Source organism: Paenibacillus sp. JT22N1 (assembly GCF_059692155.1).
Map to the genome: position 1 here is coordinate 1 of NZ_JCAUAW010000023.1, position 22,060 is coordinate 22,060.

The 22,060-nt window shown below is 42.5% G+C and carries 25 protein-coding genes and 1 pseudogene; 22 read left to right on the forward strand and 4 right to left on the reverse strand.

The window, feature by feature from the left end:
• The 20 genes from AC58UU_RS32100 to AC58UU_RS32195 form a co-directional block, all read left to right on the forward strand.
• The coding region (locus tag AC58UU_RS32100; protein ID WP_497321614.1) for a hypothetical protein at nt 1–300 on the forward strand (300 nt) is incomplete at its 5' end.
• Between the two features lie 378 nt (nt 301–678).
• Nucleotides 679–1,038, forward strand: a complete 360-nt coding sequence (locus tag AC58UU_RS32105; RefSeq protein ID WP_497321616.1) for a hypothetical protein — start codon at nt 679–681, stop codon at nt 1,036–1,038.
• A 168-nt stretch (nt 1,039–1,206) separates the two neighbouring features.
• Nucleotides 1,207–1,635: a DUF4304 domain-containing protein gene (locus tag AC58UU_RS32110; protein ID WP_497321618.1), complete on the forward strand. Its 429-nt coding sequence runs from the start codon at nt 1,207–1,209 to the stop codon at nt 1,633–1,635.
• A gap of 340 nt (nt 1,636–1,975) precedes the next feature.
• Nucleotides 1,976–2,617, forward strand: coding sequence for an immunity protein Imm33 domain-containing protein (locus AC58UU_RS32115; protein ID WP_497321620.1), 642 nt, complete (start codon nt 1,976–1,978; stop codon nt 2,615–2,617).
• 236 nt (nt 2,618–2,853) lie between these two features.
• The gene (locus AC58UU_RS32120; RefSeq protein WP_497321622.1) at nt 2,854–3,240 is read left to right on the forward strand and encodes a DUF4304 domain-containing protein; all 387 of its coding nucleotides are present in this window, start codon (nt 2,854–2,856) and stop codon (nt 3,238–3,240) included.
• Nucleotides 3,241–3,451: 211 nt separating this feature from the next.
• Nucleotides 3,452–4,183: a hypothetical protein gene (locus AC58UU_RS32125; protein WP_497321623.1), complete on the forward strand. Its 732-nt coding sequence runs from the start codon at nt 3,452–3,454 to the stop codon at nt 4,181–4,183.
• 441 nt (nt 4,184–4,624) lie between these two features.
• Nucleotides 4,625–5,329, forward strand: coding sequence for a helix-turn-helix domain-containing protein (locus AC58UU_RS32130; RefSeq protein ID WP_497321624.1), 705 nt, complete (start codon nt 4,625–4,627; stop codon nt 5,327–5,329).
• Nucleotides 5,316–5,642, forward strand: coding sequence for a hypothetical protein (locus AC58UU_RS32135; protein WP_497321625.1), 327 nt, complete (start codon nt 5,316–5,318; stop codon nt 5,640–5,642). The genes AC58UU_RS32130 and AC58UU_RS32135 overlap by 14 nt, the downstream gene beginning before the upstream one ends.
• Before the next feature lie 169 nt (nt 5,643–5,811).
• Nucleotides 5,812–6,054: a hypothetical protein gene (locus AC58UU_RS32140; protein WP_497321626.1), complete on the forward strand. Its 243-nt coding sequence runs from the start codon at nt 5,812–5,814 to the stop codon at nt 6,052–6,054.
• Nucleotides 6,055–6,305: 251 nt separating this feature from the next.
• Complete coding sequence (locus tag AC58UU_RS32145) at nt 6,306–6,788, forward strand: hypothetical protein (RefSeq protein ID WP_497321627.1); 483 nt, start codon at nt 6,306–6,308, stop codon at nt 6,786–6,788.
• A 362-nt stretch (nt 6,789–7,150) separates the two neighbouring features.
• Complete coding sequence (locus AC58UU_RS32150; protein WP_497321628.1) at nt 7,151–7,300, forward strand: hypothetical protein; 150 nt, start codon at nt 7,151–7,153, stop codon at nt 7,298–7,300.
• 3 nt (nt 7,301–7,303) lie between these two features.
• Nucleotides 7,304–8,062, forward strand: coding sequence for a cyclase family protein (locus AC58UU_RS32155; protein ID WP_497321629.1), 759 nt, complete (start codon nt 7,304–7,306; stop codon nt 8,060–8,062).
• 116 nt (nt 8,063–8,178) lie between these two features.
• The gene (locus AC58UU_RS32160; protein WP_497321630.1) at nt 8,179–8,442 is read left to right on the forward strand and encodes a hypothetical protein; all 264 of its coding nucleotides are present in this window, start codon (nt 8,179–8,181) and stop codon (nt 8,440–8,442) included.
• A 66-nt stretch (nt 8,443–8,508) separates the two neighbouring features.
• Nucleotides 8,509–8,823: a DUF2185 domain-containing protein gene (locus tag AC58UU_RS32165; RefSeq protein WP_497321631.1), complete on the forward strand. Its 315-nt coding sequence runs from the start codon at nt 8,509–8,511 to the stop codon at nt 8,821–8,823.
• 299 nt (nt 8,824–9,122) lie between these two features.
• Complete coding sequence (locus AC58UU_RS32170; RefSeq protein ID WP_497321632.1) at nt 9,123–10,310, forward strand: ABC transporter substrate-binding protein; 1,188 nt, start codon at nt 9,123–9,125, stop codon at nt 10,308–10,310.
• A gap of 66 nt (nt 10,311–10,376) precedes the next feature.
• Complete coding sequence (locus AC58UU_RS32175) at nt 10,377–11,252, forward strand: branched-chain amino acid ABC transporter permease (RefSeq protein ID WP_497321633.1); 876 nt, start codon at nt 10,377–10,379, stop codon at nt 11,250–11,252.
• A 13-nt stretch (nt 11,253–11,265) separates the two neighbouring features.
• Nucleotides 11,266–12,213, forward strand: coding sequence for a branched-chain amino acid ABC transporter permease (locus tag AC58UU_RS32180; RefSeq protein WP_497321634.1), 948 nt, complete (start codon nt 11,266–11,268; stop codon nt 12,211–12,213).
• A complete protein-coding gene (locus AC58UU_RS32185) occupies nt 12,203–12,991 on the forward strand; it encodes an ABC transporter ATP-binding protein (protein ID WP_497321635.1) in 789 nt (262 codons plus the stop codon). Before AC58UU_RS32180 ends, AC58UU_RS32185 begins: the two co-directional genes overlap by 11 nt.
• Nucleotides 12,984–13,691, forward strand: a complete 708-nt coding sequence (locus AC58UU_RS32190) for an ABC transporter ATP-binding protein (protein ID WP_497321636.1) — start codon at nt 12,984–12,986, stop codon at nt 13,689–13,691. The genes AC58UU_RS32185 and AC58UU_RS32190 overlap by 8 nt, the downstream gene beginning before the upstream one ends.
• Before the next feature lie 369 nt (nt 13,692–14,060).
• On the forward strand, nt 14,061–15,224 hold the full coding sequence (locus AC58UU_RS32195) for a serine hydrolase domain-containing protein (protein WP_497321637.1): 1,164 nt from the start codon (nt 14,061–14,063) through the stop codon (nt 15,222–15,224).
• Nucleotides 15,225–16,337: 1,113 nt separating this feature from the next.
• Here AC58UU_RS32195 and AC58UU_RS32200 read toward each other — a convergent pair.
• Both AC58UU_RS32200 and AC58UU_RS32205 read right to left on the reverse strand, forming a co-directional pair.
• Nucleotides 16,338–17,504: an MFS transporter gene (locus AC58UU_RS32200; RefSeq protein WP_497321714.1), complete on the reverse strand. Its 1,167-nt coding sequence runs from the start codon at nt 17,502–17,504 to the stop codon at nt 16,338–16,340.
• A gap of 1,577 nt (nt 17,505–19,081) precedes the next feature.
• The gene (locus AC58UU_RS32205) at nt 19,082–19,276 is read right to left on the reverse strand and encodes a hypothetical protein (protein ID WP_497321638.1); all 195 of its coding nucleotides are present in this window, start codon (nt 19,274–19,276) and stop codon (nt 19,082–19,084) included.
• Nucleotides 19,277–19,540: 264 nt separating this feature from the next.
• Here AC58UU_RS32205 and AC58UU_RS32210 point away from each other — a divergent pair, with 264 nt between their 5' ends.
• Complete coding sequence (locus AC58UU_RS32210; protein ID WP_497321639.1) at nt 19,541–20,080, forward strand: TetR/AcrR family transcriptional regulator; 540 nt, start codon at nt 19,541–19,543, stop codon at nt 20,078–20,080.
• Nucleotides 20,081–20,317: 237 nt separating this feature from the next.
• On the opposite strand, the pseudogene AC58UU_RS32215 reads toward AC58UU_RS32210, so the two are convergent.
• Nucleotides 20,318–20,713: pseudogene (locus AC58UU_RS32215) on the reverse strand (aldo/keto reductase); the annotation flags it as partial.
• 355 nt (nt 20,714–21,068) lie between these two features.
• Nucleotides 21,069–21,446, reverse strand: coding sequence for a TetR-like C-terminal domain-containing protein (locus tag AC58UU_RS32220; protein WP_497321640.1), 378 nt, complete (start codon nt 21,444–21,446; stop codon nt 21,069–21,071).
• Nucleotides 21,447–21,778: 332 nt separating this feature from the next.
• Between AC58UU_RS32220 and AC58UU_RS32225 the strand changes: the two genes are divergently transcribed.
• On the forward strand, nt 21,779–22,009 hold the full coding sequence (locus AC58UU_RS32225) for a hypothetical protein (RefSeq protein ID WP_497321641.1): 231 nt from the start codon (nt 21,779–21,781) through the stop codon (nt 22,007–22,009).
• The last annotated feature ends 51 nt before the right edge of the window (nt 22,010–22,060 follow it).

A 22,060-nucleotide genomic window follows, 5' to 3' on the forward strand; every position in this document is an offset into this window, starting at 1 on the left:
TTCGGGCTGATGTTCGTATGGATTGCCTTCTTTTTCACCCGCTCGAATGGCAAAATGACCACGCGCAAGATATGGCGCAACAGGATTTACATGATATGCTCGAGCGCGATGATTTCCGCAATTTCTCTTTTTATCGTCGGAAATATTGTAAACATGGGGAGTATGTTAGTATTTATCGCCGAGAATTTTCTCCTCATTCCCGCAGGGGTGGCAATAATCATAAAAAGCGGTCTTATACTCGCGGACAAAAATGTCACCGCGAGCACAAAAAAGGACAGCGATATAACGCTCTCCGAGTAAATCCGATAAATTTTTAGTAAATAAGGAACATATCTTTTTCACGTATTTTTCCATCTACAAGATGAATATTGATGTCTCATTTTAAACCAGTTACGCTTACGGAATCGTTAGTGAAGCATCTATCCGCTGAAGTAACGGGCAGTAGAGCGTGGTGGAACGACTATATATCATCGCTCCCTTAGTGATACGGGTCACCGTTTCCATCAATAAGGTCTATTGGTTTCATGGAAACCCCTATAGCACTTCCACCGCTCGACTAAGAGTGAAATTTGAAGCGATACGATAAAGACGTTCATTCCAGTATATGGTATTATTTATTTAATCAAAGAATGATTTTATTGAAGTTTTACGGGAAGTTATGGAGTGTGGTGTAAACTGATGAAAAACAGACTTATCATAGGGGGCTGTATTACACTTTGCTTGATAGGTTTTACTTACTTCTTCTCTAGAGAAACACAACCTGTTGCTATGGTTGCTAACCAGGGCATCAATACCTGTAAAGAAGCACCACCTATTTCATTCCCATTGGATGGGAAAAAGTTTATTTTGAAATCTAATGATTCTCGGATAGAGCCTTTAGGCAAATTAGGTTTTGTAAAGTGTGTTAATGGTTATTTAACACGGGTTTATGACGATGGTATGAACGTAATGACCGTATATGGTTCATCGGAAAACCATGAAGACATTATCCTATCATTTAATGGGAAGAGGTGTTTGTATTCGCCTATTGCTAATTAAACGGAACAATTGCAAATTTAGAGACTGTTGAAAATGAGTAAGCTGTTTCTGCCTTACTTGTGCCACTGATTGGAAAGAAAGCACGATTTTATTGGACTATCTTCTAAATTAGGCAATAATTTTATATAGAGAGCGAGGATGTGTGGTTTGAATAATGCAAGGAGACAAATGGAAAAATCAATAAAAAATATTGCTATTCCATTTTTAAGAACATTAAACTTTAGAGGTTCTTTTCCAAGATTTTATTATCGTGAAAATGGATGTATAGTGAATGTCCACTTCCAGTTTAGCTCATACGGAGGAGCATTTTGCGTCAATGTAGACGGAGTGGATAGAGAAAAGGGAACCTTTGGTTTTCAATCTTTTAGATTAGGTAGTCAAGGCGGAGACAGGTGGTTTGTATTTGAACCTGACAATGACCTCTTCAGTCATTTGAAAAAAATCAGTGAGGGCAGATATATAGATGATAAAGTATACGAAATCTATGGACACTGGATTTATGAAGAGACAGATTTATCGAAGAGGACAGATTTTATTTCCAACAATTTAATTAGATTGATTCAACAAGAGATTATCCCTCTTATGAATGATAAGTAAAGGAGATTAGATAAAAGAGAAGTTCTATACAGAGAAACCACTCCCTTGTTAGGAGTGGTTTTGTCTTTATATACTGATGTATATTTTATGGTCAAAATGAACTTTGTGCTTAGCTACATTACGGTGAACCGTAGCATAAATAGAAGTCAGGTCGTTAAACTAACGGGAAACTTTTGTTCAACACAAAGCAATGGGAGGCTGCCGGCACGATCGGCAGCCTTTTGCTCACCGAACGGGCAGATTAGTTTAATGACAAGGGAAAAGTGATATGGAACTTGAATTACTAATCAACTGAAAAAAGGGAAAGAAGAGCATTGACTTTGATATAAGGAGAAAATGAATGATTGAATATCGTGGAATAAAAATTTTGTTTGAAAATGGATACATTCGGACAAATGGATTGTATAAAATGATAAAAAAAGAATTCATGATATCCATCAAAAAAAGGTTACAAGACGAGTATGTAGAGCTAATCAGATACTTAGTTAATTACGTAATTGATGCTAAGCCTTTAATTAAACCTGACCAAACCATTGCATACCATTCCTGGATGGTAAAATGTTGTGAACTTTCTGAACTTTATTATGAGATATGGGAAGTCCAAAGTAATGGTGAAGGTTATGTAGAAGGTGCCGACTATGCAATTAAAGTAGTTCAAGAACAAAAACAATTATGTCAGAAGTACGGGGCAACGCCCATATTTCCGATTTTTAATCAAATGATTGTTATTTCTAAAGGTGTGTATGAAGGACTAGCGGTCGAATCAGTGAGATATCCTTCACCAGAGCATATGTCGGGATGGTGGCTTACTACTGACCTGTATGACGATAACGTGGAATCTTTGATGACGGTTCATTATCACCATGCAGCATTTAAGAGACCAGAGTTAATCAAATATTTCGCTTTACCTTATGGATATAGATTTTATATATCAGAAAAAGAACAAGATATTTGGTTCGATCAAAATGCTTTGGTCGATTAAGCTAACTGGGGAACGTATGTATACCGAGATTACTTCGCAACGAAATTGACGCTATCGGATTATTGTATCGCTCCGCTAACGAAGAACATTACTTAAATAGGGATTGCTGGCTGCAGCGCAGTCAGACGATCCCTATTTTGCTGAAGTAAGGGCAGTAATGCAACGAATTATAGAGCCCTGCGTCTAAATAAACAAAGAAAAAGTTGGGGGGGTTAAGTTGTCCATAGAGAGATAAAATGATAAGTTCACTCAAAAACGTCGTTATTCCCAGCTTACGCGACCGCGGCTTCAAGGGTACTTTTCCTCATTTTCGAAGAATAAGCGAAAAGAAAATAGACCTTCTAACATTTCAATTCGATAAATATGGTGGTGGTTTTATTATCGAGATAGCAGTTTGTTCACCAGAGGGTCATACCCATCATTGGGGAGAAAAAGTTCCTCCGAACAAAGTGACCACACATGATTTACATCCCGATAATAGGCTAAGGATTGGTGATAAGGACGAATGGTTAAGATACGACAAACGTAGTTTCTTTGGCAATATTTACGACAAAGTAGCGAATAAGGTGTTAAAAAGTCTTAGTGACGCGGATGATTATTGGTCCGTCACTAACTTTCGCTAAGCTTAGGGGCACGCATGTGGAGGAGCAGGCGACGTAGAGGCACCTCTTCGTCATTAAGCTAAAGGGCAGTTTTGCGTAGCAAGCCCGATTTAGCAGGGGCCCCACATTTAGGTGCAGGGTGAAGTTTCAGGCATTACAAAGTTTAACAAAGGTTGTTGGGTGAAACATGGTATAATTCCTTATAAAAAAATCAATGTGGGGCGTTAAAACAATGCTAATACAGGAAGCCATCGAGGCAATAAAAAAAATTGATCGAGAAATTGACACCATAGACGACCTCTACGCCTTAGAAGTGTTCCATAAAGAATATTTCATCCCCAAACTTGTACCATTACCCGAAAGACCAGAGAGACTTTTAGGCCAAAATGGTCTACACTTTTTACAAATGTCCCTCCATAGGTCTTGGTATTTATTTAGCGGTGTCATTGATTCAATAAACAATAACAACGAGTTGGTGTTTGCAGTTACCACTAGGGCGCATTTTGAAATAACGGGTGCAGTTGCGTTATTTCTAAGGAAGCTGAAAAGTTTTTATGGCGGTGAAATTGCTTATGAGGAATTAGAGACTTTGCTCAGAAGGTTAAATCTAGGGATGAGGGCAAAAGGCGAAATTACCCATGCGCCAGATCCAATCAATGTTATGACTATGATTGATGCTGCTGACAAGGAATACAAAAAAGTCACAGGAGACAAAACACCGATTTTCAGAAGCGTTTATGACGAATTATCCGAGTTTTGCCACCCGAATAGCTTAGGCCTTCAAATGGCGGGGAAAGTGAATAAAATTGGGGTTGTAAGGTATAAGAGTATTGACGAACCAATTAGGGTTAGCAATTTCTTTCTCAGCAACTTTCTTATTACGGGAACTGCCTTCACTTATTTTTATAGAAATGCCCGTAGCCTACTTGAAGCACACGAAGACTTGCCAATCATCGTGAAATAAAAAAGGGGAGAAAAGTAACCTGGCTCTCCCTTTATATTTGAACATCGTGTTCAGTCAAAGACAATTCATGGCTGGACGAGTTAACCGTGAGCCTAAAAATACTGATGAGAGTAGCCGTTCTGGAAGCCATTTAACTAATGATTACGCTCCCTCGGGAACGTTAGTTGAACGAAACAGCGACAGTCTAGGACTTTATTTTTCTTGTCCTTGGCTGTCGCTGTTTCAATTCCTAGGATCAGTCTAAAACTTATTCTTCAAAAGTTGACGCTTTTTCAACTCCAAAACTGCATCAAATCAACAGTTTCTTTGGACAACAATAAATAGGTATTTGATGAGCTAAAGTGTCTTTAGGAATTAATTAATTATTTATTTGAAAACACACTTGACGGGGACATTGTCCCCGTTATGTATGATACTTATTGAAAGTTGGTGATGTAAATAATGCAGACTAAAGAAGTTACAAAAATACTCGGCACCAACAGGGAGCGACTTAAATACTTCAAGAAACAGGGGGTATTTGTTCATGAAAAAGCTATCACAGATAGCAAGAATGCCGACTATACGGAGAGGGATATTGCAACACTTAAAAAACTGGTCGTACTCACAAAGTCTGGGTTGACCTGTGGAGATATCAAAAAGGTGCAGGGTAGTGAAATGACGCTCCAAGATGCAATCATTGAACGCAGGCGTATGGTAGAGGAAGAAATGAAAAGAATGAGTGGTTCGCTGCTTCTTTTGGAAGAGCTGTTAGAAAACGATGTACATTATGACTCTTTGCCGACTGAATATTTCTGGAACGAGATACAGCAGAGAGAAAAGGGAGGCGAAGCGTTCATGGATGTGAATGAAATGTATGATTATCGCCCTGTCCCACTTATGCGTACTGTTAAGTGCCCTCACTGTAGTGCAGAGCAGAAAGTTGATTTGGATGACTATCTGTGGGATGAAACATCAAATGAAAGCAGTTTTGATGATGATATGGGGCCGGATATTGTGTACAGTTTTGATACTGAAGACAACTGTGAATGCAAAAAATGTGGTAAAGCATTTCAAATTGAGGGTTGGATTAGAGAATATCCAATAGGCGCTTACGATTCGGAGCATATTGAAGTTCATCTTAAGGAGGATTGTCATGGGGAAAACTAATGAAGAAAAAGGGCTGCTCGCAAAATTGGCAAGTGGTAAATTAGACAGTATGGTGGGAAATGAAAAAACCTACAGCGGATATAAAGACGTATACTGCGGTAAGTATATAAAAGACGGAGAGCCGGTCTCCTATAGAGAGGGAGAATCTAGTCGCTTTTTTAACGGGAAAGAAAATGAAAGGGTACCAGGAAAAAGAACAGAAGAGCACTACGATACTGATGAGCGTAAGTTGGAATTTCTTCAAAGATACGGATGGTTGATAGATGACGAAGATGCTAAGGCTTATAGCGCAAAATTCAAGCCGAAAAAATAGCAAGGTGGATTGATTTTGTTATATTCCAATTCAACAGATGGAGAGTTTCGAGACTGTAAAATAATTTGTGTAAACTCCTTAAAGCAAGCAATCTCTAGTATTAGACAGACAATAGAGAGGGGGAGACAGGAGAACACAAATTCATCGCCGTATGTAAATAAAATGAGGCATGATGGGTAATAAAACGAACCCCGTTTGGAGCTTAGAATGTCAGAAGGAGGTCGCTGTTGGAAAAGCTTCAGAAAGTAACGAGAGCGATCGAGTGTCCTTCCTTGAACGCGGTCAACATCGGCAGGCACTGCGTATTGGACCAACCCATTGGATTCCATTCGCCAGCATAACCGAAGCGATGATCGACGATCAGAACCCAGGAGGGAGCACAAACCAATTGGCTTCCTTGTTGTTGAAGTAACGGGTAACGATAGCACAACGACACCAGGCTGCCGGCAAGATCGGTGGCCTGTTCAACGGGCAGGATAGTTGAGTAAAAAACTGGTCGATCGAGCAGGTGAACGGGCCTTAGGTGCGGTCGGAGCGGTGATGATGAATTTAAGATTCATTATTGCCCTCCATGTGTAATTTTTTTATATAGACGCTTCAAAAAAACATTCCTGTCGTTTATAGCGTCTAAAGTTTAGAAACATAATTTTAGGAGGTTTCATCATGAAAAAAATCGTCCGATTCATCGCTCCGATCGCTTTATCTGCCGCCGTCCTTTTGCCTTCTGCCGCCTTTGCCGCCGAGCCAATAGAAGGGACTCTCCCGGAGAAAATAACATTAAAAGAGACGACGACGCTTTATTTCCCGGATGGAAGCGGACCGACGGGCCTCGCTTTAGCTCCTCAAACTGTGACCGTAATCGGAGGGAAGGGAAATTCTTTGACTTATACGATCGACACATGGGTCGGCCCTATGAATATTGTTGTCCCGGATACAAAAGCGGAAAAGATTAAACCTGACGGAAAATTCGTCGGGAAAACAGTCCAATTAAACAAGGTGACGACGCTTCATTCGGGTTGGACTTATCGTCCATCGGGAGCGGCCCTCGCTCCTCAATCCGTCAAAGTGACGGGACAAAACGGGATATATTTGACGGTCGAGACTTGGCTCGGTTGGAAGTATATCGACGAGAGAGATGTCCAGTAAACTATAGTAGGGCATTAAGCTAACGGCGAACGATAGCCTAGTACAACGGGCTAACAACTTAAAGTTTTCTAGAAGGGACGAGGAAAAAATCAGAAAAAAATTTTCCACTGAAAAAGCAGAGTGGTCAGATACAAGAGAAAAACACTATCGACAGGATTGTTTAGATATTGTATTTCAGTTCGGTGATACCCTAAAAAATATAGATGATAAAGTGTTTATAATAAGGAACGATAAACAATTCGAGATATTGAAACCAAATAAACAAAAAACATTCTGGTATGAAACTTGGTTAAATATAAAGGATTTCTACGGAGTATAAGCAATTATTGCTGCATGTATTGTTACGCTAACGGGAAACGATAGTGCGGCGATGGAACCGATCCATCGCTTGGTTTGACCAGCGCAAAGACTCACTGCTCGAAAAGATGCCATCGCGCGCAACGGTAGACGATCAGCAATTGGAGCAATATGGTATAATGGGCTTGAATCGGGAGACAAAGGAGGAGGAATAAGTGATGAAGCTTATCGACTTAAGCGTGCCGATTAGTCCGCGTATCCGCGAGCCTCTACCTGCGAAGATCGAGTATGCGAACCATGAGGCTGGGGCACTGCAAGCGGCTGCGGCACTCGGGCTTAAGCAGGACGATTTTCCGGAAAGCAAGGCGTGGGCGACGGAAACGGTAACCCTAAATACGCATGCGGGTACTCATATCGACGCGCCATGGCACTACTGGCCGACTTCGGAAGGGAAGCAGGCAAGAACGATTGACGAACTGCCGCTCGAATGGTTTTATTCCGATGGTGTAGTGCTCGATTTCAGTACGAAGCCGCCGGGTTACGAGATTTCGACGGACGATCTGATAGCCGAGCTGAAACGGATCAAGTATTCGTTGAAACCGTACGATATCGTTCTCATCCGGAGCGATGCGGACAAACGTTTGTACCACGAACATTATGCGTTCGTTCACGCCGGGGTATCTGCCAAAGCTACGCTATGGCTACTGGATCAAGGCGTCAAGGTAGTCGGTACTGACGGCTGGGGTTGGGATATCCCGCTCAACCTGCAAGCTGAAGCGTACAAAAAGCAGCCGAGGGAAGGCGTCTTGTGGGCAGCGCATTATGTCGGCAAGGACCGGGAATATTGCCAGATTGAGAAACTGGCCAATTTGGAAAAAATTCCGAAGCCGTTCGGCTTCAAAGTATGCTGCTTTCCGATCAAAGTGGAAAAGGCGAGTGCGGGCTGGACACGTCCGGTCGCAATCGTGGAGGAATGAGACAGAAAAAGTGCTACAGCACGTACCATGTGTAGTAGTGCTTATTTTCAGTTATTAATCCCTTTCGTTGTTCAACCGAGGGATGGAAAACGATAGCTTTATTAAGGAGATAAACGATGGAATGGATATTAGAAGATGTTGAGAAAGCCAATCAATTATCTCCAGACTCATTTTACATACCTTCTCTAAAAGAACGAAAAGGGCAAAAGAAGGGGGACCTAGTAAGGTTACACTTCATTATTAATATTCATATTCCAGAAGTAGACAGTCCAAGGGCTGAGAGAATGTGGGTGGAGATAACAGGTAAAAAGCTACTCAGCAAGAAATATACTGGTATGCTCACTAATCAACCTGTTTATATAAAAATGTTAGATGTGTGAGATACAATTGAATTTGAACCAAGGCATATTGCAAGAACAATAATAAAGGAAGATAACCCTTTATGGTTGGATATTGGAGAGAAAATGGCATTAGTGTCAAAGAAATGCTTAGAGGATGGAAGTACAATTCGTTGGATGTATCGGGAGAATGGGGATCGAGAAGAGGACAGCGGATGGAGAATATTCGCAGGTGATGAAGATGATGAATACAACAATGATACTAGAAATATAGCGATAATAAATGTTTACTATTTGTTGAATAAAGATCCCAGTCTATTAGTTCCTTTGAAAAGTGAAGTCGGTTCCGCATTTGAAAGAAAAAATGTGCAAACTCCATGGATCGAGATAAATTGTGATTTAACTAGATTACAATCAAAATAATAGAGCATGTATGCAAAACACCCCTTAACTTATCAAATAAGTTAAGGGGTGTTTTGCATTGCTGACGTTTTACAAGTTACAACATGCTTATATGTGTATAAATAAGAGAGAACAACAAGCGTACTAGACATTCTGTCAAAAATTTGACGAAATTATAGACAACTTGTGAACTTTGTTATAGTATAATTGACAATCGGTTAATTGATTAGCAAGTTGAACATGCTGGGTAAGTTAACTCTGTTTATGTATCCTTTTTTACATAAATAAAAAAAATTACGAATCTACAATGGGGGAACAACATGAAGAAGAATATCTTGGGAAAAGTTTCGTATGCGGTCATGAGTACATCATTGTTGGCGGGACTGCTGACTGGTTGCGGTGCAGCGGGAAGTGGGTCCGGCAGCTCAGGTGATGTTATCAAAATTGGAGCTAACTTGGAGCTTTCAGGCGCTGTTGCTTCTTACGGACAATCTATTGCACAAGGTATCGAGCTCGGCGCAGAAGAAATTAATAAAAATGGCGGAATCAATGGTAAGAAAATCGAAATTATTAAAGCTGACAACAAGTCAGAGGCAGCCGAAGCAACGAATGCAGCTATTAAATTAACCAGCCAAGATAAAGTGGCCGCGATTATTGGCGCAGCAACAAGCGGAGACACGGTAGCACAGGTTCAAATCGCTACAGATAACAAAACGGTATTGCTGACACCTTCTGGCACAAGCCCGAACGTAACTGTGGGAACGAGCGGCAAAGTCAATGATTATATCTTCCGTACTTGCTTTATTGACCCATTTCAAGGTAACGTTGCTGCGAACTTTGCAGCTAAAAACTTGAATGTGAAGAAGGCGGCAATCTTTGCAGACAACGCGAGCGATTACGCGAAAGGACTTGCAGCGTCCTTTAAAGATACGTTCTCAAAAGCTGGAGGTACTGTAGTCGCTCAAGAATCTTATGTAGCCAAAGATACAGACTTCCGCGCGACATTGACTCGTATCAAAGCAGCGAATCCAGAGTTCGTCTTTATTCCAGGCTACTACGAAGAAGTTGGTTTGATCATCAAGCAAGCACGGGAAATGGGAATCACGGTCCCATTCATGGGCGGAGACGGTTGGGATTCTCCGAAGCTGGTTGAACTGGCAGGCGCTGCGGCTCTGAACAATACATTTATTACGAATCACTACTCCTCCGAAGATCCGGACAAAACGATTCAAAACTTTGTTACAGCATTTAAAGGCAAATACGAGAACAAATCCCCGGACGCTTTTAACGCACTTGGTTATGACTCCGTTTACCTGATCGCAGACGGTATCAAACGTGCCGGCTCGACTGATGGAGCGAAAATTAAGGATGCTATGGCGCAAACCAAAGATTTGGCTTTGGTTTCCGGAAAAATTACATTTGACAACCAGCACAACCCGATTAAAACTGCAACAGTATTAAAGTATAAAGATGGTAAGCAACAGTTCGAAACAAAAGTTAATCCTTAATACGCATTTAGCATGGGTGGGGGAATCTCCCTCACCCGTTTCATTTTCAGAAGGGGATTGAAAATTATGGATTGGATACAGCAGATTATTAATGGGATCTCACTTGGCAGTATCTACGCGCTTATCGCATTAGGCTATACGATGGTCTACGGTATTATTCGCCTCATTAACTTTGCGCATGGTGATGTGTTCATGGTCGGCGCGTTTATCGGCTTCTATGCCATTAAATACGCTGGGTTAGGCTTCTTCCCGGCTCTAATCATCGCTATGGTTATCTGCGCGCTTCTTGGGGTCGTTATTGAGAGAATTGCATACAAGCGCTTGCGCAACGCGAGCCGAATAGCAGCGCTGATTACAGCGATCGGGGTTTCCCTTCTGATTGAATACGGAACTATCTATTTGCGCGGTGCTCAGCCAGAAGCGTTTCCGCAAGTATTGCCGAATCAAAGCTATAAATTTCTGGGAGCATCGATTAGCAGCGCTTCAATCTTCATTCTCTGCGTATCAGTGTTCTTAATGATTATTCTGCAATTCATCGTTCGCCGTACGAAAATCGGAAAAGCGATGAGGGCCGTATCCCACGATGCGGAAGCCGCTCGCTTGATGGGCATTAATGTGGATCGGACGATCTCGGCTACCTTTGCCATTGGTTCTGCTCTGGCAGGTGCGGCAGGGGTTATTTTCGGGATCTACTATACGAAGATCGAACCGCTCATGGGCGTGATTCCAGGTTTAAAAGCATTCGTTGCGGCTGTGTTAGGCGGTATTGGTATTATCCCGGGAGCTGCGATCGGTGGACTTGTCCTGGGCTTGGTTGAAACGTTGGTTAGTGCGCTGGGCTACTCCAACTGGCGGGATGCTGCTGCATTCATTATTTTGATTTTAATTCTCATCTTCAAGCCGTCAGGCATTTTGGGTAAAAATACTCGAGAGAAAGTGTAGGTGACGGATGAGGATGAAAAAAACTAACGGATTTTGGTTATTCCTTATTGTTTCCATTATTGTATATAGCCTTGTTCAGTTACTCATAAGCACAGGCATATTGAATGCTTTTTATTCGAATACGTTAATTTTTATTGTGATTAATATTATTCTCGCTGTCAGCTTACATCTGGTCATCGGGATTACAGGTCAATTCTCTATTGGTCATGCAGGTTTTTTGGCCGTAGGTGCTTATGTGGCCGCAATTTGTACGAAGCTGCATCTTCCTTTTCCGCTTGCTTTAGTTATTGGAGGCGTTGTTGCAGCAGCAACGGGCTTGCTGATTGGCATTCCGAGCTTGCGACTAAAGGGTGACTACCTAGCAATTGCTACACTTGGTTTTGGAGAGATTATCCGCATTGTGTTCGTAAATATTGAATATGTGGGCGGGGCAGCTGGGATGCAGGTTGCACATTTGACCAATTGGACATATGCCTTCCTTTGTCTGTTAGTTACCTTACTTGTCATTATGAACTTTACGAATTCCACGCATGGCCGAGCTTGTATTTCGATCCGGGAAAATGAAATCGCCGCGGATGCGATGGGAATTAACACGACGTATTATAAAGTTGTTGCTTTTGCAATTGGGGCGTTTTTTGCTGGTATTGCCGGCGGCTTATACTCGCACAATTTCTATATCATTCAGCCGACGAACTTTGGCTTTTTGAAGTCCTTCGATATTTTGATTTTCGTTGTACTTGGCGGATTGGGAAGCTTATCCGGCGCGGTGCTTGCCGCGATATTGATGACGATCGTTTCCACCTTTCTGCAGAGCTATCCGGAAACTCGGATGGTCATTTACAGCGTCATACTGATTGTTGTCATGCTGTATCGACCAACAGGTTTGATGGGAACTAAAGAAATCACTTCTTATTTAGGCAAATGGTCGTTTGGCAAAGGAGGACGTTTGCATGGCAAATAAACCTTTGCTGCTTGTAAAAGATGCCGGCATTCAGTTCGGCGGATTAAAAGCGGTATCTGGATTTAATATGGAAATTCATCAAGGAGAACTCATTGGTCTTATTGGCCCCAATGGAGCGGGAAAAACGACTAGTTTTAACCTGCTGACGGGTGTATATGTGCCAACGGAGGGCGATATTCTGTTCGATGGCAAGAGGTTGAATGGACTCGCACCTTATCAAATTACACGAAGCGGAATTAGTCGAACCTTCCAGAATATTCGTCTCTTTAATGAACTGTCCGTACTCGATAACGTCAAAGTCGCTTATCACTCTTTGTCTAAGCATTCGATGATGAGCTCTATTTTGCGCCTTCCTTCACATTTTGCAGGAGAGAAGGAAATCGAAGAGAAAGCATTGCAATTTCTCCGGATCTTTCAGTTAGAGTCCTATAAAGATGAAATCGCCAAAAATTTGCCCTATGGCCAGCAAAGACGATTGGAAATCGCTCGCGCGTTAGCCGCAGGCCCGAAGCTGCTCCTTCTGGATGAACCGGCAGCCGGGATGAACCCGCAAGAGACACATCAACTGATGGAGCTTATTGCGTTTATCCGCAAGGAATTTCAGTTAACCGTCCTGTTGATTGAACACGATATGAAATTAGTAATGGGTATCTGTGAACGGATTTATGTGCTCGATCATGGACAGCTCATCGCACAAGGAACGCCTGATGAAATCCGCAACCATCCCAAGGTCATTGAGGCATACCTAGGCGAGGAGGTGAAGAGCGGCGATGCTTAAAGTTGATGAAATCAATGTATATTACGGCAACATTCAAGCCCTGAAGGGAGTCTCTTTGGAAGTGAATCAAGGCGAGATTGTCACTTTAATTGGTGCCAATGGTGCAGGCAAAAGCACACTTCTAAAGTCATTGTCCGGTCTCCTTAAACCCAAGCAAGGTGATATCCAGTACATGGGCGGATCTATTGCGGGCAAGCCTGCACAAGAGATAGTAAAAGCGGGGATCTCCCATGTACCAGAAGGCCGCCGCGTATTTGCTAACATGTCCGTTGAAGAAAACCTGGAGCTCGGGGCTTATTTGCGTACAGATAAACGCGGCATTCGCGAAGATATGGAGAACGTGTATCGGTTGTTCCCTAGACTTCTGGAGCGTCGTAAACAGTTGTCAGGTACGCTATCCGGCGGGGAGCAGCAAATGCTAGCCATGGGTCGGGCGCTAATGGCACGCCCTAAGCTGCTTTTGCTGGATGAACCATCCATGGGTCTTGCGCCATTGTTGGTTAAAACCATTTTTGAAATTATTGTAGAAATCAACCGCACCGGCACGACAGTATTGCTGGTCGAACAAAATGCGAATATGGCGCTATCCATTGCTCATCGCGCTTATGTGATTGAAACCGGAAAAGACGTGATCTCGGGAACGGCTGCTGAGCTGCAGGCCAGTGACCAGGTGAAGCAGGCTTATCTTGGCGGTTATTAAAGAGCGGCTGCTCTGGACGGGTCCTGCCAACATTTTAACGAAATATATGCCAAGCCTTCGAACGTGATCGGCTTGGCGTTTTACTTACTCTAAAAAAACGGTCGTATTCGTATCTCTTTCGCGATAGGACCGTTTTTGTTTTTCTCGGTACTAGATTAAGGAATCTTAGATTGCAAAAGCACATGTGATGATTACCAAAAGATATACTTTAAGGAAGATAGGATATTTATGGATTATGATTCCACAAAGTGGTGAACATCATTGGAGGCTTTGGAGTACAGGGATCAGAAATTATTGGGATTGCTCTAATCCTTGTGGAAGATTATGTTATAATTATAGTTGAAAACGTTTCTGGGAGGGGATAGGAAAATGAACCCAAGTAAGCGACTGAATGATCGATTGACACCGCTACTTAAGAGTGTCATGGAAAAGGGGCCTGCCGGCTGTGCCTGTACCGTTGTGCGGCGGGGAGAAGTTGTTTATCAGGAAACCCTGGGTTATGCGGATTTGGAGAAGAAGAAGGAGATCACTCCGGATACAATCTACCGGATCTATTCGATGACTAAGGTAGTTACCTGCGCAGCGGCACTCATGCTTTATGAGAAAGGACTTTATCTGCTTAACGATCCGTTGGAGGAATACCTGACGGAGTTCAAAAATCCGCAGGTGTACCGATATAACGAATATGGTACCAAGTCTTTATCCCCTGCAGTGGGTCCGATCCGGATCAAGGATCTTTTCACGATGGCCTCCGGGCTTACGTACGGTGGTGACGGCACGGAAACCGAACGGCAAACCCGTACAATCATGGAGAACGCTGCAGCGACCGTTGACATGCAGGCTTTGTCCAAAGCGTTGGCAGAAGTTCCGCTGGCTTTCGATCCCGGCACGCACTGGAAGTATGGTACAAGCCACGATGTCTTGGCAGCATTGATCGAAGTGCTGTCCGGACAAACATTCGGAGAGTTTCTGCAGAAGGAAATTTTCGCTCCGTTGGGAATGACCGACACCTCATTCCGGATATCGGAGGATAAGCGAGATCGTTTATGTACCATGTACGATCGTGCAGAAGACGGTACGCTTACTCCTAATACCAGGATGGACGCCCGCTATCAACCAGGAAGCCGTCATGAAAGCGGCGGAGGTGGCCTGCTTTCGACGATCGGCGATTACAGCCGATTTGCTCAGCTGCTGGCGAAGGGCGGGGAGCTGGACGGGGTGCGGATTCTTAGCCCGAAAACGGTTCATTTGATGGCGACCAATCATTTAAATCCACAACAGATCAAGGATTTTAACTGGCCGCAAATGAGTGGTTATGGCTATGGTTTGGGGGTCCGTGTTATGATCGATCCTGCAGCCGGCGGCATCAACGGCTCGATCGGTGAATTCGGCTGGGCCGGTCTAGCCGGGTCTTACTTGTTGATCGATCCTAAGGAAGAATTGTCCGTCGTGTACATGCAGCAGCTGCTGCCGAGCCTTGAGCCCTTCATTCATCCTCGACTGCGGGCTGCCATTTACGGGGCACTGGATTAAGTCCGGGGTTAACGGTGGCGAGAGAATACATTGGCGCTATAATCACAGCGAATGACTCAAAAACTGAGAAGCATCGAATTAGATAATCCCTTCCTTTATTGAGACACTGATAAATAACATGTGTTGAAGAAAAAAAAGTTTTGAAGTAATTAGGCGTTCACTCTACTGGGTGAACGCTTTTTTAGTAGGTTGGAGTGATGATTAATCTAGATGAAGAATCTTTGTTAGGCGGGTTTGTAAAGTGATGGCCGCCCCGGCGACTAAACTAACGGGCAGGATAGTTCCAATTGTGTGGGGAAATGAGGTTTTTTAAGAGAACATAGGACAGTTGTGAACCTTCAGTTGGTTGATTAGAGGAGGGTTTTAATGAAGCTTTGTGAGGTAGCTATGTAACTCCGCAAGTGTTATAGAGATACTGTATTAGCAACGGCTGAAAATAAAGAGTCCCCGCAAGTATGGTGAAAGTAGAATATGGGTAATCCAAAGCTTATGAAAAATTTAACACAGATTAAACTTAAGTCTTAAAGATTAAACCTAACGTTAGTTGAAAAAGCAAGGAGCAGTCTGCAGATTATCAGGCTGCTCCTTTTTCAATGATCTATCTGGTAGATTGGTTATGGATACGCTGGACTAACTTCCAGAGCGGACAAATGTATTGTTCCATAGCGAGCAGGGCAGAGTGTATAAGTCTCAGGCTTACTAAGCTGTAGTAAAGGATAAGGGCATTACCATGATCACATCCTGTAAAGGAACGCCAACTGATAATGCCCCTATTGAGTTAAGTTTATTCCACACTAAACTCGAAAACGTTTTACCTCGAAGAACTAACGACGGCCATCGCCCGTCAGACCGTTCGAGATTACATCAATTACTATAAATTCGGATTCAAGCGAAACTAAGTAGCCAGTCTCCGATGTATTCCGAGGACTGGCTGCTTAAAACTTGCAAGGTGTCTTGATCTTGAGTCACAAAAGGGGTGCAGTTCTGTAACATTCCACCTTCTTTGTAAAACTACCTATTTTTATCATTATCTATAAACAGTAAGACGTTATAACCTTCTCTAAAGGACGACTCCGGAGTACTGGAATACTGCTCTATGATGCTGCAGCAGATTTACCCCCTGTGGAGGGCTTCTGAACGCGATAATCGGAAGGATGCAGCTGTCGTTGCAGCTCCGAGGAACACAATAGCAGCCCCGATCCAACTGATGGACGTGAGTGACACTTGCTCCACGACAACTCCACCGATGCCTGCACCGACAGCCATGGCTAGCTGCACCACAGAGTTGTTCAAGCTTAGCATAATACCTGATGCTTCCGGTGCCTGCTGGACCAAATTGTACTGCGTAGTCGGGCCCGACGTCCAGGCGGAGAAGGACCACAGCATGAGCAGTGGGAACATGACGATTGGCGACATGGCCGCGAGTGAGATAAGGATCAGAGCCACCGCATGAACCAGCAAACTGCCGATGAGCGTGCGGGGTACACCCCATTTATCCGAGCTGTAGCCCCCGAACTTGGATCCTAACAGGCTGGCAATGCCGAAAGCGAACAGCCCGATACTTACGATTTGCTCGCTCATTCCCGTAACAGAGAGCAGGAACGGCGAAATGTACGTATAAACAATCGAATATCCGGCGATCCAGAAGAACGTAATGAGCAACGCCACGGCGATTCTAGGCTCCTTCAACAAGGCCAGCTGCTTGCCGATCGGCACCGGCTCTTCCCCTTCCGACTTTGGAATCATGAAGGACACCGCGGCAATGGCCAGCAGCCCAAGTACCCCGAGGCCTGCAAAGACCATCTTCCAATCGTAGAAAGAAGCGGCCACTCTACCTAGTGGAACGCCGACAACCAGCGCGGTCGAAAAGCCCATCACGACTGTAGCGATACCGCTGCCCTTTTTACCGGGCGGAGCGAGTTTGGATGCCACCATCAATGCGGTAACAATAAATACGCCGGTACTAAGCGCCAGAACGATCCTCGAGATGAATAGAAAGAAAAATCCCGGCAAAACAGCCGTCATGGCTTTGCCTATGACAAATACGACAAGAGAATAAATGATTAGTTTTCTCCGATCCATTCGTGACGTTATAGCCATCAGAACAGGCGTCCCAAAAGCGTACGCCAATGAAAAAACAGTAATCAGCTGCCCAGCTACAGATACGGGAACCCCAATAGATGCCGCTACTTTATCCAGAATCCCCGCGATAATAAGCTCCGACGTACCGACAAGGAAGCTGACGACGGCGAGCATATAAATTTTCCATGCATTTGTTATCATTGTATTGCTCCTATTCCACTCCAATTTTATTTTTAAAATACGTTAGTAAAAAACTGAGTTATATAATTTAATTAATAAAAAATCTCAATATTCTCATGTGAAAATATCTTACATAAAACTCTTTTGCCCAATACCTAAATTTAAAGTATCTTTTCACTTTTTCCGTTACAGACCTGAGTTGTTTAATCATATAGTTCGAAAGCATTGATCCTTAAATTTGATCTGCGCTGATCGCATAAGCTACAGCATTTGAAAGTTCTGTATTTGTGCGCGCCGAATAGGAGGAGGGACTCAACAGGTAGGTCAGTGATGTCCAGAACAGCGAGAACAAGGTGAATTTTGCAGAGAGGTGTCCAGCTGCGGTACCGTCGAGTGATGATGAGCCACAGTGGTGAACACCGATCCAAGAAGACGCAGGTAAGGGACGGGGTCGCGAGATTCGAGATACGGGATAATCGTGCGCAGTTTGACGGCGAAAATAAGTACAGTTGCCGCCGCGATTCCGAAGATGCCATCTAGCCGAGGAGGCGGCGACGAAGCCGCTGATCGTACGTGAGAGCAGAATACCACTAGGGGTGCCTGACGCGATCGCGCCGACCACTCGTCAGCTTCCCTCAGGCTCGGTGAGCTCGCTGGCCAACTGGGGTCAGCAATTGCTCAGAAATGGTGGTCAGTACTCAACTGCCGAAAGCCACGAGAAGCACCGAGAAAGTCGGGGCAAGGGAGGAGTCGATGAGAATCACGGCTGACAGACTCAGGGTCTGGAATGACGCTGGCGTTGGTTGAGAGCATCGCCCCGCGGCACGAGAAGGAAGATCCCGAGTGCATATCCGAACTAGGTAACGGTCACCGGCAAAGACGACCTTTGTTGCCGGTGACATCCGATGGTTAGAGATGGTAGACATGGCCTCTTTCCCATTTCAGATTATAATAATTAAGTTGGACAGCTTCGTCGAACACTGTCGCCGTAGTTCTTTTGCATTACTTTCCTGTTCGAACTCACCTTAGTCTTCACTACAATTCTCAACCGACCTATGTACCGTTATAAGGATTTTCTAATACCTGTCCAATCATATAAATAGACATCCATTCCATAATTTCAGGATCTCTGTGCGAAAGTAAGAGGCTTTTTCTCGTATCTATTAAAGTGATTTATTCCATATCCTCTTGGCATAATTCAAAGTCGAGAATATTGAAGTTTTCGATGATTTCTTTCCTCACGCACAGTTTTCGGAATCGCGACCTTGCCTCTTTGAGTTTTATCAATGTAAAACCACCTGAGCGACAGTTTTATTTGTACTTATTCGCTAAGGATACTAATGCTTCGTTATCAAATAGGTTATTTTCAGCGAAAGATCCACATGACTCGATTTGAACGTTGTTCTCTTTCATGACGTTTGTACTTTTACTTTGATGATAGAAAGGATGGGTTTACAGCTGGAAAGACTTCATTATAAAATATCGAATCCAACAAAACGGTTCGAATAGAAGTGGCTTACTCCAATTGCCCTCTCGATACAATTCCTCCGTTGCCCGTCAAGAACTATATACGTCGCCAAAGGCTGTTGTATTAATTACAAGTCTAAATAATCCATTTTTTTTTGATTTTTCGATGCTTTTTTTCGTATTTCATAACTAGCATCCTGAATCCAAAGTTTCTTAGTAACAAATAATCTCTTCTTTTGAGACACCGCTTCGCCTTTTGATTTTCCCACCGCTTCTTCATTCTTGTAAGTAGCAGTTGTATCAATTAAACGATATCTTAGCATAAGAGCATAGTATACTGACTGTTCACATTGTTTCGCATTCTCAATTTGAAACCAAAGCCAAGAATAGGATCTCTACGCTTTTATTTAAATAGCTTTTTGCGTATTGATTCCTTCTTTTTATTTCCCTTGTATGGAATAATCATCACAAGTGTATTATTATATAAAAGACAGAATTACTGCAATAACCAGATGAGAAACTTTTGAGTAATAAGTAACAAAAACAAAGATTTTGGGGTTTATTTATGGAAAAGTGAGGGATTACGTATGTCTAAAGTGGATCGACGTATATTGAAGTCACAAGAAGCGATTAAAAAAGCTGTTGTTGAATTGATGAGTGAAAAAGATTTTGATGATATTACGATGCAAGAAATTTCAGACAGAGCAAACGTTAACCGAAAAACGATCTATCTACATTACAACGATAAATACGACTTATTGAATAATCTCATTGAAGGACACATCAAAGAACTCCGAATAATTTGCTATCCAGAATCCTCTGATGAAACCCAAATAACCTGGTTTGAGTATTTTGAAAGAAACTATAGCTTCTTTTCGGCTTTTCTGTCGGGTAAAGGAGCTCCGTACTTCCGCAGCAGATTCCTTGAATTTGTTATTGAAGATCTCCGCAATGGATGGGAGTTGGTCGAAGGGAGAAGGAACGGATTAAATGAGGACATTATGCTAAATTTTTTTGCATCAGCATACGTAGGACTCGTGGAATGGTGGTTTACGAAAGGGATGCCGTATCCCCCAAGCGTTATGAATAAACAAGCGGAGTTTATATTAGATATGAACTTGTCATAGTTTCAATAAAATGATGCCCCAATTAAAATCAAGGCATCATCACGTGAACTTCTTCTTTTTCGGAAATTTCACATGTTTCATTTTTAAAGGCTTTCGAGAGAAGGTAAACTCGAAAGCCTTTTTTAGCATATACATGCCTAGAAGCACGCATCTTCTTACAGTGATCGTCAGTAACGGCCAATCCTCATGTAGATGCTCGTGTTGGGCAGTATTGTTTTACTCTCTGCTTCAAGTATTTTAAGTATCAAATCTTATACCTGCGTATCTTTTTGCCGTTTCCGGATCTCTTTTGGAAGGAAACAGACTTGTTTTTGTGTCTATTGTTGCAATCTGTTCCATGTCTTCTTGTTTTAGTTCAAAGTCAAAAAGGTTAAAGTTTTCAATGATTCTTTCCTTACGAACTGACTTTGGTATCACAACAATTTCTCTTTGGATTAACCAACGTAAAATCACTTGGGCAACGGATTTATTATACTTTTCAGCTATGGCTACCAAAACTTTATTGCTAAAAATGTTGTTTTTTCCTTCTGCTAGCGGACCCCAGGATTCAATTTGAACGTGATGTTCTTTCATATATTTAGCACTTTCTACCCGTTGGCAGAAAGGATGTGTTTCAATTTGATTCACAGCAGGACAAAGTCACGAATAGACAAAATAGCCCTGGAAACGGGCTTTTTACCAATTACAAACTGTATGATGTGCATTTTATATAGAAGGTCTTTCTAGAATTAGATCTTAAATCTTGTGTCCCATTGCGAGGAGTTTCGGCATTTCAACCGCTCAACGACTTGGGGAGGCTCCCCAAGTGTGCCCGTGACAAAAACTTGCATACAATGCTGCTACTGCAAAATAATGAAGTTTACCACTTAATCGACAACAACATCTTTTACAAAGGAAAAGTACTTGAAACCCATGTTACTGCGTTAATTAGGATCGAAAGCATCTGACTTGGATGGCTTATTCAAGTCCTTCCTTCTTCTTTCTTAACTTAAGTTAGGTTGCTTTCTAATAGTATCCCCACTTGTTTTTCCATTACATTCGGTGGATAAGGCATACCATTCTTAAACCACCACTCCACGATTCCGACATAAACCGGTGCGATAAATTGAAGAATAATTTCTTCGCTAACCCCGCGTTTTTTTGCCTCAGTCATATCCCATCCATTCTTGACATCTTCGATGACAAACTCAAGAAATTGGCTTCGAAAGAAGGGAGCTCCCCTACTAGCTAACATGGCCGAAAAGAATAAATAATTGCGTTCAAAGTATTCGAACCAGGATATATTACCGTTTGCAGAATCATTTTCAGCTTCTGTTTCACAGATTTCTTTTAGCTCATTAATATGTTCCTGAATGAGCTTATCCATTAAATCAAATTTATCCTGATAATAAAATATATTATAAACACCAAAAGGCTTTAGATTTGATTTTTGAGCATCGACCGGATGTATATTCAGAGGTATCCAGTTATATTGATAATTACCTTAGAGAATTTTCCGAGATTGAGAGAGATAGCAGTACGAAGAGTCTTGTGCGATTTCTAACGACTTCTTTGGATTCGCGTTTAGATAGAGCATGCATGGGGTGGACGAGCAGCAACAGAATTCTGTTATATGAGTTTCAAAATCGGAATGATAAACTTGTTCTCAAACTTATCATCGGACCAGGAGATCCATCCCTCAGGGAAAGGATTTATAATGTGGCACAGAGAAATCCATCCATATTTAAAGGCATGCTGAGTTCGTTATCTCCACAGTACACGCAATTATATGCAAAGGAAATCATGCAAAAAGGCTTTCTAGAGAAAGACGAACCGATGGACGTGATCAAAGAGAAAATTAGAAAACAAATCAATAATTTCATTAGTGGTGACCTAAAAGCGATTGATAAAGCTATACTAGATGAATTATCAGTACCTATTACTCCTTAAAGTTGATAAAAAAACATTACTTTCTATTTTGTTGATGAGACCACAGAGTAC